This is a genomic window from Anaerocolumna aminovalerica (genome assembly GCF_900115365.1).
Taxonomy (GTDB): domain Bacteria; phylum Bacillota; class Clostridia; order Lachnospirales; family Lachnospiraceae; genus Anaerocolumna; species Anaerocolumna aminovalerica.
Window position 1 is genome coordinate 1 of sequence record NZ_FOWD01000059.1, and the last position, 15,860, is coordinate 15,860.

The window sequence follows — 15,860 nt, forward strand, 5'->3', positions numbered from 1 at the left end:
TTTTTGAGGAAGTGTTAAAAGAAAGTGAATAATATCTGTAAAAGCTAACTTCCTCGTTCTTGAAAATGCTGAGTTGTTTACTCTGTGTTGTTCAATAAACTCACTAGAAGTAAGAAGAGTATTCATTTCTTGAAAAAAATCCTTTAAGTTATTACGAATAGACATAAAAATCCCTCCAAAATTTAATAGATAAAATGTATCTAATAAAATTTTGAAGGGAACATTTGTTTGTCAATTCGCATTTTAACCAAAACACCTATAAATAAATATACAATATGACGGTAGTGTCCTTAAGTTGACGACATTGGTAGGACGCTTTGCTCTAGTTTGTTGAACTCAGAAAGTGTCATTAAAGCTTTCATAATGACTCAATTTATATGTTCAAGGATAACAGGGTGTGTATTATAAATTTTGCTACCTTACCCTGTCGGCCGGATTACGCAAAATTTATAATACACACCCTGTTATCCTAATTTAGTTATGAGAGTCATTACGAAAGCTCAATGAGTACTTTTTGAGTTTAATTTATGTTGTGAAGCAAAGCTGTTTATGAAATAATTTTAATTTTCACCAATCAGGTTTAAATATATATTAATTATACTTAAGATTCTCTGTCAGACAATAACTATTAGTCTTTCCATATAAATAAAACAAATAGGTTCTCATATCATATTATCTGTTTTAATACCTTTAAAAATTCTATATCTATCTACATAAGTATTAAATATCTATTCAAAAAGAATTAAAAGCCTTTTCGAAACCTCCAATGTTCAATTTATGTTGTGAAGCAAAGCTGCTATTACCGAATTTATTTGAATATGTAGCTTAGCCTATAAATAAAATGTGCACACTTAATTGTTATAGATAATGGTCATACTTAAATGAATTATTATCATTTACTAAGGTAATAAATTAAAAGAAATTTTGATTACATAACTTTACCTCAATATATAAATAGAACTTTAGAGGTTTCGATAAAAGGCTTTTTAATAATATTTGATACTTATGTAAAAAATATTAATTTTTTAGGGTATTAAGCAGTTAGTATGAGGTGAATGAACATCCTATGTGTAATATTTAATGGAAGAATCAATAGCTATCATCATGGTATTCTTAACCGAATCACGCCGAAGCTCAACGAACTGCATGGATCGGGAACTCCATGCAGTTCTCAAATAATGAGTTATTTTTTTAAATAGAAACAATCTATATTAAAACTTGTTTAAAAAGTAAAAAATTATTTCATAAACAGCTTTGCCTCATTACGTAAGTTGAACTCTGAAAGTGTTAATTGGTCTTCGTAAAATGACTCTCAATAAAATAAATTAGGATAACGTGGTATATATGATTAATTTTGCGTAATCCGGCCGAGTAGGTATGTCCACAGGACATGCCGCACGAGGGTAAGGTAGCAAAATTAATCATATATACCACGTTATCTTACAAAACTTAAATTGAGTCATTACGAAGACCTAATTAGCACTTACTGAGTTCTCAACAAACTACAGAGCAAAGCGTCCTACAGCGTCCTACTGCAACAAATTTTATAATATTACCTATAACAATAAATTTTATCACTAATACTCCTTGACATTACCGGAAAGACATGATAAGTTAGTAACAGTTACTATTATTGGAGGTGATTTATGAAAACTCTAAAGTACAGCCGTCAGCGGGAAGCAATTATGAATTATTTGGCCCAGACCAAAGAGCATCCTACTGCTGACACCATTTATATGAATATCAGGGAAACCTATCCTAACATTAGTTTAGGTACCGTATACCGTAATTTGAACTTATTAGTTGAACAAGGCGAAATCATAAAATTTTCATGCGGCGACGGTTGTGACAGGTTTGACGGCAATGCCGATCCTCACTATCACTTCGTTTGTAAAAGGTGTTCTAAAGTTTATGACCTTGATATGAAAATAGATTCTCTTAATCATATAAACCTGATTGCCAATGCAGGCTTTGATGGAGAAGTCCTTGGACATTCCACTATCTTTTATGGTTACTGCCCTGATTGCAAAACATTATCATAAGTATCTTTTTTACTGGCATAGTAATATGTCAGTAAGAGGATAGTTATAACACCCCCGATACTTTCTTAAAATAGCTCAAGATAAAACCACCAAAATACCAAAGAAAAAGATTTTTAAAAAATTATAAAATAACTGTTGACAAAGTCATAAACCTATTGTATTATAATATCAGTAATAATTACTATTATTAATTACTTGTTAACTGAAAAGTAATGTATAGCAATTATTGAATTTCATATAAAATAAAAACAATAATAAAAAATTTTTAACTAAAAGGAGAATAACATTATGAAGAAATTTGTATGTCAAGTATGTGGTTATGTTCATGAAGGAGATGCAGCTCCAGAATTTTGTCCAATCTGTAAAGCACCTGGTTCCAAGTTCACAGAACAATCTGAAGATATGACTTGGGCTGCAGAACACGTTCTTGGTGTTGCACAAGGTTCCAGTGAAGATATCATGATGGATTTAAGAGCTAACTTCGAAGGAGAATGTTCAGAAGTTGGTATGTACTTAGCAATGTCCAGAGTAGCATTCAGAGAAGGCTATCCTGAAATTGGTTTATATTACCAACAGGCTGCTTATGAAGAAGCAGATCATGCATCCAGATTCGCTGAGTTATTAGGCGAAGTACTTACTGACAGTACAAAGAAAAACCTTGAATTAAGAGTAGCTGCTGAAAATGGTGCTACTGCTGGTAAGTTTGACCTTGCAAAACGTGCAAAAGAAGCTAACCTTGACGCTATCCATGATACAGTTCATGAAATGGCAAGAGACGAAGCTAGACACGGTAAAGCATTCAAGGGCTTATTAGACCGTTATTTCGGTAAATAATTAATTAGCTTATTATCTTATTTATATAGACAATAAAAACTTCCTCTGTGTATATAAACTCCTATTATATATACAAAACTATCCCATATTTTTTAGCAACCTTAATGAAAGGCAACGATTTCCCCAAAATCGTTGCCTTTTCCCTTTATTAATTATAAGTTTACTTCGTTTTAAGTTTGTTTACTATCTTATCAACTGGTTTTTGTTCCAATACCACATAATCAGAGGCATTTGTCAACTCTAAAGTAAGATAGCCTTTTCTATCTACTTTATAATTACTTTGTTTTAATTCTTCTAATTTGTTTGTCTTTTTATTATATCTGTATAGAAATACTCTTTTAGCTTTTGTTTTAGATTCATTTCCTATATGTAATTTTACTTTTGCCTTCGCCGGAAATTCACCTGCATTAAAAAAGCTTATTACTTTTCCTGATTTGTTCTTTGTATCTTTGTCAATTAGTTTTTGTATATCCTCTTTATCCTCAGTTCTGTATACTTCTAAAGCAAGATTAATATCTCCCGTTGCTTTACTATTTTGCAAATCTTTTGAATCAAAGGTCCATTTATATGCTTTGCCTTTTTCGTCCTGCACTTTGATTATCAGGTCTTTGTTCTTTAATTTTGCAGCTTCTATCACTGATTCAGGAACTATGATACTTGTAAATTGAATATTGTCATGATTACTTAGTTTAGAGGGAATCACAATGGTTGTTTGCAGGGATTCTCCTTTAGGAGAATTATTTAGTTGCTTTATAATATCCTTTTCCGGTAAAGTAACTTCAACTTCTAATACTGTTTCTTTTGATATTTCTCCCAGTTTATTTACAACGGACAGTAATCCCTCTGTAGGAATTTCAATGGTTATGTAGGAGGTTTTTTTATCTTTAGAAGTTGTAACCTTATTACCTTTGCTAATATTTAAAGATGCAACAGCACTTTCAACAGCCCCGTCTTTACCGGTTTTGATATTAGCAACTATGGTAACACCATTTTTATCTTTTATTTCCATAGTTGTAACAGTTTCTTCTTCCGGTTTTGGTGTCGGTGTTGGGTCCGGTGTAGGATTCGGGGTTGGGGTTGGTGTAGGATCAACGGGAGAAGGTGTCACATTAACCCCAGTCATAGTAATCTCTTTTTCAACGGTTTTTAAACCATCTACATAAACTTCTACTTTAAATAAATTGCTGCCATTTGCCAACTTTACAGGAATCTCATAAGTTCCGGAAACAGTATCCTTTAAAGTTGCAGCTTTTCCATTTACCAATACCTCTACAGAATCTGAGATTCCCCATGCCTTTACACTAAAGGATAGCACTTCATTCTCTTTATTATATACATTGGTATTATACTGTAAATAATCAGTTATGTAAGCAGCTGTTGTTTTGTCGCCTGCACTATAGCTGTTTGCAAGGAGCTGTCTTAATGTTCTGGATCCTGACTTATCTGCAGCAGATATTACAAAGCCGCCTTCCGGAATAATACTATTATTTAATTCTGTATTATCGCCCCATACCCAATCAATGGCTTGTTGTTTGTTCACTACATTAGTTACCACGCCATTTGTATCCACAATAACTTCAACACCCCACTGGTTCGTTCCGGTAGCGTCTCCATATTCACTGTTGTATAAAACAATAGTGTCTTCCGCACGGGAGGTATTGATGTCTGTAATTGTTAAAGGAACTTGGGCAGCTGGATTGTAGGTACCAATTGTAAATGGATTCTCATATACCCTATCTTTAATTGCACATTCTATCATATACCAGTTTACATAACAAAGATCGAATATCATGGCTCCATCACTGTTATCAAAAGCTGCCTGGAATCCAATACGTTGTAGTTCAGGAGTTTTCAGGCTGGTTAAATCAATAGAACCGATTAAAGGAACCTTTCCATTCGTTAAAATATTACCTAAAGTTGTGTATTTTGCTATCTCCGCTTCCGTATCATAGTAGCAGCCAATCATTAAAAACTCTATGGAATCCAAATAGCTTGTGCTTCTATATTCCGGTGTGTATAAATCAGGAGTTGGGAAATTCAATCTTTCATTATATATAAAACTTTCATCTGCCCAGTTAACACCGTTCTGATAATATACTTCATACCAGGAACCTACATATGCAGATAATAGAAGGTCTTTACCCTTTATGATCTCATATTCATCTACCAGGGTTTTTAAATCCGCTGCAAAGTCACCGATGATTTGACTTCTAAATGTCAGCCATTCATTGTATAATCTTCCTGTTGTCATAGTACCGTCTGCATTTATTTTATAAGCATCTGCAGGCCAATTTTCCAAAGTCTTGCCCTGCCCAGCCAAATATGCTTCAAATTTTGTTTTAGTTATATCACTAAAATCTGCATATTGGTTATCATACCTGCATCGGTCCATAACAACGCCATCTACATCGTAATTTTGGAGAACTTCTTCCACTCTATCAAGCTGGAACTGGCGTACTCCCTCATTAGCAGGATTTACAAAGATTAAAGTACCTTTTCTGTCGGAATCAAGTACACTCTTAAGCTCACCTTTGTCTTCCGGTGCCTGAAATACTTCTGCCCAATCACGATTTTTTTCATATATATCAATTGCTGAATCCCCGGTTGCTAAGTTACCTTCCGTAAAGAAGTTATAACTTGCATATAATTTGATACCAACTGCATGGGAGGCCTTTATCATTTCTTCTAAAAAGTCGATTTCCATTTCCACACTTTTTGAAGGGTTTGTTGTTTCTGTCAGATATGGAACATTGGTTAAAGTAGCTTTCTTATAAGACGCATAACCTTCCGGCCCCTTTACGTCAAATGCAAATGCAGTAACACCGGCATTCTTAGCTGTAGCTACCATTTTTTCAATTTTCTCAACGGTATTTAGATTCTTAGCATTTGCAAATTGATCAATCCACATAACTACTTGTTTATCTTCGTCTAATGTTATTTGATCTTTTTGGAATACTATCATGCTTTTTGTGGTTTTCTCCAATAATACTCCATTTTCAATAATTGCTACATCAATGTAATTTACACCTGTTTCTAGTGAAACCTCCTGTGAGAATGTTCCATCTTCATTAATATCTATAATCATACCTGAAATAGCAGAACCGGACACAATAGAAGGACCGGATACGATTCCAGGTTCTGTTACAGCCACATTACCGGAATCGGCACCAATCAGGTTGTTTTCTGCATCCAATAGTTTGATATTAATTTGATATGTCAGCCCACTGTTACGGTTAGTAACAGCACCGGAAACTAATGCTGATGCATCGGTTGTAGTATACATGTCCGTATAATTAAGTGTAAGTTGTGCTTTTGGAGCTTCATCATCACCGGACAGAGCAAGAACCTGTTTTAATGTAACACTTGTTCCATCTAATCTCAGCTTAACTGCGTCACCTACTTTAAAGTTCTCCGCAATAAACTTCTTATATCCGTCATTGGCATAACTGCTGTCACATGCCAATAGAACAAATCCGCCTTCTGGTGCAACTACATCTGTTGACTCTGTAAAGGAAGGTTTGTCTCCCGGCTTTGGTGCTCTATTAATCACTTGGATTACAGTCATATTTGCATCTACAACAATGGCTGTATTGGTTTTAATGGAACCTTCGCTTACAAAAGCTCTGTGTCCCGGTGTAAATAAAGAAATTGCCTTTCCGGGAAAAGCCGGACTTCCATTTTCAAAATCCGGATTTACAAAGTCGATGGTTCTTCTTTGCCCTTCACTGGCAAAGTTAGGATCGAATGCTGTTTCGATTTCGAGGCCCGGAATTGAATATACTCTTGCTGCAGAAGAAGTAATACTAAGTCCAGGGGAAACTAAGCCTATTATCATAGAGAGGCACAGCACTAATGAAATAAGTTTTTTCCTGTTTTTCATACACGTTCATCCTTTCTGGTTACACACATTGGGTGTAGTAATATTTGAGGATACCGCACATAAAATAGTTGAAATTATTTAACCTCATCAGGAAATCCTCCCCTTCTGTAAACAGGGGTAAGGACCTGCCTGTTCCAGCGGGAGTTCAAATTCTTGCTGAACTGCCACGTAGTGGAATGAGGTTATGAGCAAGTAGCGTAAGCGGATAAACTTGTCTGTAGGCAAGTGGAATATCCGCTTTGACTTGTTGTATGGGATTTTTATCAAAAAAAATAGCTTTCACTCTTTTATAATTAAAGAAATGATTTTAACTTATTTGTAGATATGGTTATAGTTCAGCCTTTGGCCAAATTATAACAATAGAAAATGTATAAATTTATTGAATATTGTGGAATTTTGAGATAGAATAAATATAATAGCTCATTTTCCATGATTTCTTTTAGCGGCAACTAAGGATCTCAAAAAGTTAAATGGGCTATTTTTTATGAAAAAAATTTTCTACAAATATTTAATTTTCAAATGTTCAAATCACTATTATGTACAACATCCACAATTCATTTTAGAATTTTTTTATTCTAAAACACTTATAATAATAGCATATGCAACGATAAGTGTCAATAATACATAAAAATTATATAAAAGATTTTGAAAAAAACTTTTTTTATTATTCACAATGCCACTATGTTTTCAACATTGAAAAACCTGTAGTAGCCCATTAAAAAAACTCTACATATTCCCATATATCTATCAAAATACATTATTGACAGATGTTTATGGGTATTTGTAGAGTTCTGTTTTTTAAATAAAAATGAATGTAGCCATTAATAAAAAGTTCATTTGAAAAATTTTAATTTTTATCTTTACTTATCTCGATTATAAAACCTCTAAAAAATCTTCCAGAAAATCAAAGCGTATCACATCCTTGAATTTATGGCCTTTTTCAAGAGCCTTTAACATAATTTTAATAAGAGATAGTATTATTTACGGTTTGCCGGTTCGATATTAATACTCTTACCTTTGATTTTAGCTTCTTTCATAACTTGTATTACTTCAGATGCATATTCCCTAGGTACTTCAACAAAAGTATATTTATCGTACATGTCAATGCTGCCGATTAATTTTCCTGGCATTCCGGTTTCACCTGCAATGGCTCCTAATATATCGCCAGGTCTGGTATTTTGCTTCTTGCCAATATTAATGAATAGACGAACCATTCCTGCTTCTGCACCGGTATCACCGAAATCTTCATAGGCATGCATATCTTCTGCCTGATCGTTGTCATCACCCATAGCCAATTTTAAGAAAGCTGCTGCCACATCAAGACTGGTATAATCTTCTGCATTGACACGGGCTTCAATTAAATCAATCATTTTACTTAAATCTTCATTTTCTATTATGGTTTCAATCTTATCCAATATTTTCTCTGCTTTCACTGCGGTAACATCGTTAATAGAAGGAATTGGCTGAACCATAATCTTTGTTTTGCAATATCTTTGAATGTCTTTTAATTTGTATACTTCTTTACCTACTACTAAGGTAAATGCTCTTCCGGTTCTTCCTGCTCTTCCGGTTCTTCCGATACGGTGTACATAATATTCATCATCTTGAGGAACATCATAATTAAATACTGCTTCTACATCGTCAACATCAATTCCTCTAGCTGCTACATCTGTGGCAATCAAAATATCGGTCTTTCCATTTCGGAAGCTGTTCATAACACGGTCACGCTGCTGCTGCTTTAAATCTCCATGAAGGCCTTCTGCAAAATACCCTCTTCCTTGCAACACAGAAACCAGTTCATCTACCTGTCTCTTGGTGTTACAGAATATTAAGGACAGCTTTGGATCATACATATCAAGAAGTCTGCATAGAACTTCTTCTTTATTTTTTGGTTTTACTTCATAATAATATTGCTCAATCTTAGGTACTGTTAATTCTTTTTTAACCACTTTAATTATTTCAGCATTTTTCTGATAGGTTTTGGCAATATCCATAATAGGCTTTGGCATAGTTGCTGAAAATAATACCGTTTGTCTTTCTTCCGGAACATCCTTTAAGATAGTTTCTATATCTTCACGAAATCCCATGTTTAACATTTCATCCGCTTCATCTAATACTATCATTTTTACATGATCGAATTTTACGGTCTTTCTTCTCATATGGTCCATGACACGTCCGGGTGTTCCGATAACGATCTGGGTTCCTGCCTTTAAAGAGCGGATTTGTTTTGATATTTCCTGTCCTCCATAGATTGGCAAAACCTTAATTCCATGAAGAAATGTAGCCAATTTCCTGATTTCATCTGCTACCTGAATTGCCAGCTCTCTGGTAGGGCATAAAACAACTGCTTGTAAACGCTTATCTTTTGGATCAATGGACTGCAGCAGAGGAATTCCAAAAGCTGCTGTCTTTCCTGTTCCTGTTTGCGCCTGACCTACAATATCTTTACCTGATAATATAACAGGAATTGCATTTGCCTGAATTGGAGATGCCTCCTCAAAACCCATTTCCACAATGGCTCTTAATATTGGTTCCATAATATTTAAATCTTCAAATTTTACTGTTTGCATTATTACGTTCCTTTCTTTTCCCTGAGAATCCTTTTAGTATTTTATCCTGCGGCGGCTGTATATAAACAAGAAGCTGATCATCCTTGTCTATTAAATAATATAAACCCGACATTTTTTCTTCACCCCGCTAAGCATCTGCAAAAGGATATTTTCTCAAAAGAGAAAGCCCATAAAAAACATATCTCTCATAAAACAAAAAAGCTCTTGGTCTATAGGACAGAGAGCTTATATATTTCAATCTATATAATATTTTAATCTATTCCTTTGCTCTAGATGCTTAATCCAGATATTATTACCGAAGCATATTATAACATGAGTGTCTTTGTTCGTCAAATGAAATAGCTAAGTTTTTGCAATTTTCTTGTTAATTGCATTATTTTAGTCAAATTGCGGTTACCAGCCTGGTAACCCTTTCTTCTACCAGCCTTGCCATTTCAGCTACTTCTTTTTCCGTATTTACATTAGGTATAAATCCTGCTGCCATAGCTCCATGGCCTCCACCGTCTCCATATCCTTTTAGTGCCTCTTTAATTACTTTACCCGCATCTACTGATTTTGATTCACTTCGTACAGAGAACTTTAATCCGCCTACTCTATGGCTGTAAACCAAAGTAAAGTCTACTTCTGCCAGGGATAACAAAAAATCAGAAATACTGCCTATAATAGCTTCCGAACAATCCGCTCCGATATTGGCAATACCCAATCTTCCTTGAATTTTTAAAGTGGATATTGCTTTCTTATAGGCCTCTAAGTCTGCTTTTCGTAAACTGCATTTTTCAAAACTACGGAGTTTTTCAGCATCTGCTCTTTTATATACATAATAAAACATATCAATATCCAGTTCTGATACCCCTCTTGATAAGGCTGCCGTATCCATTTTTATTCCATATGCCAGGGCAGTAGCGGTATCCACCGTCATTTCCATATTATTCTCAAAAAAATAACCGGCTATAATGGAAGAACAAGCTCCCACATCACTACGGATATCATAAAACAAATAACTATCTACTTCCTGCTTCGGATGGTGGTCTATACAGGCAATTTCTTTTCCTGCAAAATCCTCCATATTAGAATTTCCTTTTTGCCCATCCACCAGAATAATCTCATCATCCGGCTTCATCTTTACTTCATCCACCATGAACAATTCAATGCCAAGCTGTTCTATCATTTCTAAGGTATTGTCTTTATCGATTTGTCCATTATAGCAAATAGTTGCATCTACACCTTTATTCCTCAGTAATATTTTAAGCCCAAAAGCAGATGCTATTGCATCCTGATCAGGATAATTATGGGTCTGTATATATACCTTGTTTTTCTTTATCACCTTCAATAATTCTTCTAATTTAGTCATTTGGATATTCCCCTTAATTCCAATATAAGTTAAAATTATTATAGAACAAGTACAACCAGAATGCAAACCATAACTTGCACTCACTATCTTCCTATAATAAAGTATAGTATACTCCGTAATCACCATTTACTATAATGATTATTCCCAAAATATTTCATTTCTATTTTAAGCCTTAAAAACAGATCTTTATAAAAGGCTTTCACAAGATATTCTATTCTTAAGGCACAAATTCAGCATAAATGAATTCTAAGTTGGATTATCTCAGGTTCACAAACAAGTTTCTTAATTTCGTCAATGAAATTCTTCCTTATAAATGAGTTTTCTTAAAATCCATAATGCTGAATTTGCTTTTAAAATTTATGTTTTGCATCTAATCAGACTGGTTTAGGATCCGCCTTCCAATCTATCTGTTATTTTACCCGTGCAATTAATTTATAATTTTCCACATCAATGAGTATGGTATCTTCTGGTTTTAATTGATCACTTAATATTAATCTTGCACTTAGTGTTTCTACATTTTTTTGTAAATACCTCTTCAGAGGTCTTGCTCCATATACAGGGTCATAGGCTTGCTCTGCAATAAACTCCTTAGCAGCTTCTGTTAATTCTATGGTTATCTCTTGATTCATTAGACGTGTATTTAAGTCCTGAATCAATAGATTAATGATGGCACTGATATTATCTTTTGACAAGGGTTTGAACATAATAATTTCATCCAGTCGGTTTAAGAACTCCGGTCTGAAATGTCCTCTAAGTTCATTCATAACCATCTGTTCACATTCCCCGGATATATTTCCATCTTCGCCTATACCATCCAGTAAGTAGACAGAACCAATGTTAGAGGTCATAATCAATATAGTATTCTTAAAATCAACGGTTCTTCCTTGGGAATCGGTTATTCTGCCATCATCTAAAACTTGAAGCAGAACATTGAATACGTCCGGATGTGCTTTCTCAATCTCGTCAAAAAGGACAACAGAATATGGCTTTCTTCTAACTGCTTCCGTTAATTGTCCCCCCTCTTCATAGCCCACATATCCGGGAGGCGCTCCAATCAATCTGGAAACGGAGTATTTCTCCATATACTCACTCATATCAATACGAACTATATTCTGTTCGTTATCAAAAAGGGATGCTGCCAAGGCTTTTGCAAGTTCTGTCTTACCCACTCCCGTAGGTCCAAGGAATAAGAAAGAACCAATTGGTTTGGTAGGGTCTTTGATACCGGCTTTCGACCTAAGAATAGCATCGGTTACCCTTTGGACACCATCTTCCTGTCCAATAACACGTTTCTGCAATTCTTCATCCAAATGTAAGGTTTTATTTCTTTCACTTTCTGTTAATTTAGTTATGGGAATACCGGTCCATCTGGATACGATCCTAGCGATCTCTTCATCTCCTACATTCTCATGAACCAATGAATGACCTTCAGCCTTAACTTTTTCCTCTTCCTCTTCCAGTTGTTTAGCAAGTGCAGGTAATCTTCCATACTTTAATTCTGCTGCCTTATTCAGATCATAGTTACGTTCTGCTATCTGAATTTCGTTATTCAGGGTTTCTATTTCTTCTCTTAATTTTGATACCTTTTCAACTGCGGACTTTTCCGCATCCCACTGGGATTTTGATAATGCAAAGCTTTCCCTTAGTTCTGCTAATTCTTTTTGCAGATTTTCCAATCTTTCACGACTTAAATTATCCGTTTCTTTTTTTAATGCAGCTTCTTCAATTTCCATCTGCATAATACGTCTTTGTACATCATCCAATTCGGTGGGCATGGAGTCCAGCTCTGTTTTAATTAATGCACAGGCTTCATCCACTAAGTCAATTGCTTTATCCGGCAGGAAACGGTCGGATATATACCTATTTGATAAAGTAGCTGCTGATACTAATGCGCTGTCCGTTATCTTTACACCATGGAATACTTCATACCGGTCTTTTAATCCTCTTAATATGGAAATAGTATCTTCTACGGTAGGTTCATCTACCATAACCGGTTGAAAACGCCTCTCCAATGCGGCATCTTTTTCGATATACATTCTATATTCATTCAAAGTTGTGGCACCGATACAGTGAAGTTCTCCTCTTGCTAGCATTGGTTTTAACATATTTCCTGCATCCATGGCACCTTCTGTTTTACCGGCACCTACAATGGTATGCAATTCATCAATAAACAGGATTATCTGACCTTCACTTTTCTTTACTTCTTCCAGTACTGCTTTCAGTCTTTCTTCAAATTCACCCCGGTATTTTGCACCGGCCACTAAAGCACCCATATCCAAGGCAAATATCTTCTTATCCTTTAAGCCTTCCGGCACATCCCCTCTTACAATTCTCTGGGCAAGTCCTTCTACTACGGCTGTTTTACCAACTCCGGGCTCACCAATAAGTACCGGATTATTCTTGGTTTTTCTGGATAGAATCCGTATAACATTACGGATTTCAGAATCTCTGCCTATTACCGGGTCTAATTTTTGCTGTTTTGCCCGATCCACCAGATCAGAGCCATATTTCTCAAGGGTATCGTAAGTAGCTTCCGGATTATCACTGGTTACTTTCTGATTGCCTCTAACGGTTTGCAGTACTTGTAAGAAGCTGTCTCTGGTAATTCTAAAGTCCCGGAACAGCTCCTTCACATCTTTATTAGGTTGTTTTAGCATGCTTAAGAATAGATGTTCCACAGAAACATACTCATCACCCATATGTCTTGCTTCATCTTCTGCATAAATCAACACTTTATTCAAATCGCTGCTAATGTACACCTGTCCACCGGATACTTTAGGACGTTTTTTTAGTTTACCTTCTACCTGTGCCTGAAAAACTTCTGTTGTAATGTCCATCTTTTTAAGAAGTTTCAAAATTAAACTATCTTCTACTGTAATCAGGCTATAGAGCAAATGCTCCTGATCAATCTCCTGATGTCCGTAATCCATTGCGATTTTTTCGCATTGCTGCACTACTTCCATAGACTTTTGGGTAAATTTGTTAATATTCATCTAATCACCAACCTCTCGTATACTTGTTCTATAAGTAATATAACACATATAATATCATAATTCAATACCGAATATTTGTTTTTCTTTGGAAATGATCTAAAAAACATTAAAGCTTGCGGCCAGTATTAAAGTTCATCCTAATGAGATAATTGAATATGTTAAAGAGAATTTTACGGAAAATACTATTGTTGTAAATTAATTAGACTTCATTAAGCAACTTCAGTCAAATACAGTAGATGAGCTTTTAGAAGCAGGTCTTACATTAGAAGAAGCAGAAAACATTCTTAATTATGATTTATTTTAATTAAGAGTTTCTTGATATTGTAAGTAAATTTGAAGAATGAAAGATTATGCAAAAGAACTTTCTGATCGTGTAGACCTTACTACTTAATGAAATGAGCGAGAGGGACTTAAGAAAATGTATAAACGCCAGAAAATCACCGGAGGATTCCGAAAGTCTAACGGTAATGAAATTTATTGTACGATTAGGAGTATAGTAGAAACATGTAAAAGTAAAAATATTCAGGTATTTGAATCTGCAAGGTTTTTCAGAACACACCGGCCATTTTTTAGCCGGTGTATTAGTGGTGGGGTCCAGCCGGAAGGCTGAACTGTAACCTTCATTTCACTTATCGCTTTCTCCATTGACATATAAAAAAATTATTAATTTTTTTTATAAAAAGATAAAATAGCATTAATATAAAAGAGAATCCCTATAATAAAAAATAATAAAGCAATTTTGTTATCAAAAAAAGAAATTCTATCTGGTTCAGAATTAAAACCTCCATTTCCATTAATAGCTATTATATAAGAAGACCATTTATAATAGTTCAACGCTTTGTCAATCTCATACATAATACCACTTGAAATTAAAAATATACTTCCCAACAAAATTTTCTTAAAATGCATTTTTAGCTCCTTGTTCTATTATTTAGAGTTTTTTACCATAAGTTACAATAATTGTATTTTCAAAAATTTATAAATATGTTATAATATGGTTGTATTTCAATACATTACTATATTATAACATATTTATACACGAAAGGGGATAAAGAAATGAAAAAATTTAAAAGTTTATTTTTAGTATTTTTTTTAGCTTTAACGTTTGTATTTTCGGGTACGGAAGCGTTTGCTGCTGAAAATTATAATTCAGATTCTATAATTCAAATTGAGAAAGAAACTGATGATGCGAACCTTTCACGAAAAGAATCAGTTATTAAATTTATGAACCAACATCCAGAATATAAAAATGAAGTCATGAAAATACTCAATGACAAGGGAGCTTTAAATGCTGATGGAAGTATAAAAGATGACCTTGGTATCTCAAATACTCCTTCCATATATCCAGCTTCACTATTATATAATGGATACCTGTATACTCTTGAAGGTCATGGCCCATCGTATATTGATTATCCAAAAGAGATTATAGCAAAATACACCAATAATACCAGTTCATCTAAAAATTTTTCTGTATCTCAATCTTATACGGCAACAACTACATTTAGTTATGAAAATTCTATTGGTTCAAAAGCTAAATTAGAAGAAGTTTATGAAATAAGTTCAGGTGTTAAGCTTGGTTATACATATACAGAATCAGCAACGACACAGTATGGAACTCAGGTATCAGTACCTGCTTATACAACTGGGACTCTTAAAGCATCTCCATTAAAAGACTGTTACGCATTTCATGAACAATATTATGTTTTGGGAGTAGCTGTTGGGAATCCTAAAGTAGTTGGTGTTTTCAAGCCTACAGGTGTTCATTGGTTTTATAGTGAAAGTAAAAATTAATTTTTGAGAATTTAAATCGAGTAGGAGGGAAATTTAATTAAATTTCCCGACCTCTCACACCACCGTGCGTACCGTTCGGTCAATGTCGTCAACTTTAGATGATAGCAAATTTCTACAAGAAAAATATTATATTATTTATATTTTATATTTTCATTTTTTTTAAAAAAGAGTATAATAAATAAACCTAACAGAATAGGCTTTTTGCAAATATTCACTTAAATATACTTATAAAGTTGGTTTTGAGTTTTTGTGATATTTTCTTCTGTTACGTGTCATTTGTCGTTCATATTTCCGGTTACGGCGGATTTGTGAACGACATTTTTGAATTTCGTAAATTAAATCATTATATATGTAAATCCAGTCTTTTGATGATTCTATTAAAGTTATTATTTTACGTAC

Annotated in this window: 9 protein-coding genes; 3 read left to right on the forward strand and 6 right to left on the reverse strand. The window is 34.2% G+C overall.

What is annotated here, in order from left to right:
- Positions 1–1,646: 1,646 nt before the first annotated feature.
- Both BM183_RS19450 and BM183_RS19455 read left to right on the forward strand, forming a co-directional pair.
- On the forward strand, positions 1,647–2,042 hold the full coding sequence (locus BM183_RS19450; protein ID WP_091689113.1) for a Fur family transcriptional regulator: 396 nt from the start codon (positions 1,647–1,649) through the stop codon (positions 2,040–2,042).
- A 288-nt stretch (positions 2,043–2,330) separates the two neighbouring features.
- Positions 2,331–2,876 carry an NADH peroxidase gene (locus tag BM183_RS19455; protein WP_091689115.1) on the forward strand — a complete coding sequence of 182 codons (546 nt, stop codon included), beginning with the start codon at positions 2,331–2,333 and terminating at the stop codon, positions 2,874–2,876.
- Positions 2,877–3,036: 160 nt separating this feature from the next.
- Here the strand turns inward: BM183_RS19455 and BM183_RS19460 are convergent, their stop codons facing one another.
- The 6 genes from BM183_RS19460 to BM183_RS19485 all read right to left on the reverse strand — a co-directional run bounded on the left by BM183_RS19460 (position 3,037) and on the right by BM183_RS19485 (position 14,579).
- Positions 3,037–6,756, reverse strand: coding sequence for a family 10 glycosylhydrolase (locus tag BM183_RS19460; protein WP_091689117.1), 3,720 nt, complete (start codon positions 6,754–6,756; stop codon positions 3,037–3,039).
- 977 nt (positions 6,757–7,733) lie between these two features.
- Positions 7,734–9,326, reverse strand: a complete 1,593-nt coding sequence (locus BM183_RS19465; RefSeq protein WP_091689119.1) for a DEAD/DEAH box helicase — start codon at positions 9,324–9,326, stop codon at positions 7,734–7,736.
- Positions 9,307–9,438 (reverse strand): hypothetical protein, encoded by a 132-nt coding sequence (locus tag BM183_RS21325; protein ID WP_276326338.1) that lies wholly within the window; start codon positions 9,436–9,438, stop codon positions 9,307–9,309. The genes BM183_RS19465 and BM183_RS21325 overlap by 20 nt, the downstream gene beginning before the upstream one ends.
- A gap of 270 nt (positions 9,439–9,708) precedes the next feature.
- Positions 9,709–10,677 (reverse strand): DHH family phosphoesterase, encoded by a 969-nt coding sequence (locus tag BM183_RS19470; protein WP_091689121.1) that lies wholly within the window; start codon positions 10,675–10,677, stop codon positions 9,709–9,711.
- Between the two features lie 410 nt (positions 10,678–11,087).
- Complete coding sequence (gene clpB, locus BM183_RS19475; protein WP_091689123.1) at positions 11,088–13,670, reverse strand: ATP-dependent chaperone ClpB; 2,583 nt, start codon at positions 13,668–13,670, stop codon at positions 11,088–11,090.
- A gap of 663 nt (positions 13,671–14,333) precedes the next feature.
- Positions 14,334–14,579 carry a hypothetical protein gene (locus tag BM183_RS19485; protein ID WP_091689126.1) on the reverse strand — a complete coding sequence of 82 codons (246 nt, stop codon included), beginning with the start codon at positions 14,577–14,579 and terminating at the stop codon, positions 14,334–14,336.
- Between the two features lie 147 nt (positions 14,580–14,726).
- Between BM183_RS19485 and BM183_RS19490 the strand changes: the two genes are divergently transcribed.
- The gene (locus BM183_RS19490) at positions 14,727–15,461 is read left to right on the forward strand and encodes a hypothetical protein (protein ID WP_091689128.1); all 735 of its coding nucleotides are present in this window, start codon (positions 14,727–14,729) and stop codon (positions 15,459–15,461) included.
- Positions 15,462–15,860 lie beyond the last annotated feature (399 nt).

Bases quoted from the DNA above. Each gene is read 5' to 3' on its own strand.
- BM183_RS19450 (WP_091689113.1), top strand. From the start codon at position 1,647: ATGAAAACTCTAAAGTACAGCCGTCAGCGGGAAGCAATTATGAATTAT.
- BM183_RS19455 (WP_091689115.1), top strand. From the start codon at position 2,331: ATGAAGAAATTTGTATGTCAAGTATGTGGTTATGTTCATGAAGGAGAT.
- BM183_RS19460 (WP_091689117.1), bottom strand. From the start codon at position 6,756: ATGAAAAACAGGAAAAAACTTATTTCATTAGTGCTGTGCCTCTCTATG.
- BM183_RS19465 (WP_091689119.1), bottom strand. From the start codon at position 9,326: ATGCAAACAGTAAAATTTGAAGATTTAAATATTATGGAACCAATATTA.
- BM183_RS21325 (WP_276326338.1), bottom strand. From the start codon at position 9,438: ATGTCGGGTTTATATTATTTAATAGACAAGGATGATCAGCTTCTTGTT.
- BM183_RS19470 (WP_091689121.1), bottom strand. From the start codon at position 10,677: ATGACTAAATTAGAAGAATTATTGAAGGTGATAAAGAAAAACAAGGTA.
- clpB (WP_091689123.1), bottom strand. From the start codon at position 13,670: ATGAATATTAACAAATTTACCCAAAAGTCTATGGAAGTAGTGCAGCAA.
- BM183_RS19485 (WP_091689126.1), bottom strand. From the start codon at position 14,579: ATGCATTTTAAGAAAATTTTGTTGGGAAGTATATTTTTAATTTCAAGT.
- BM183_RS19490 (WP_091689128.1), top strand. From the start codon at position 14,727: ATGAAAAAATTTAAAAGTTTATTTTTAGTATTTTTTTTAGCTTTAACG.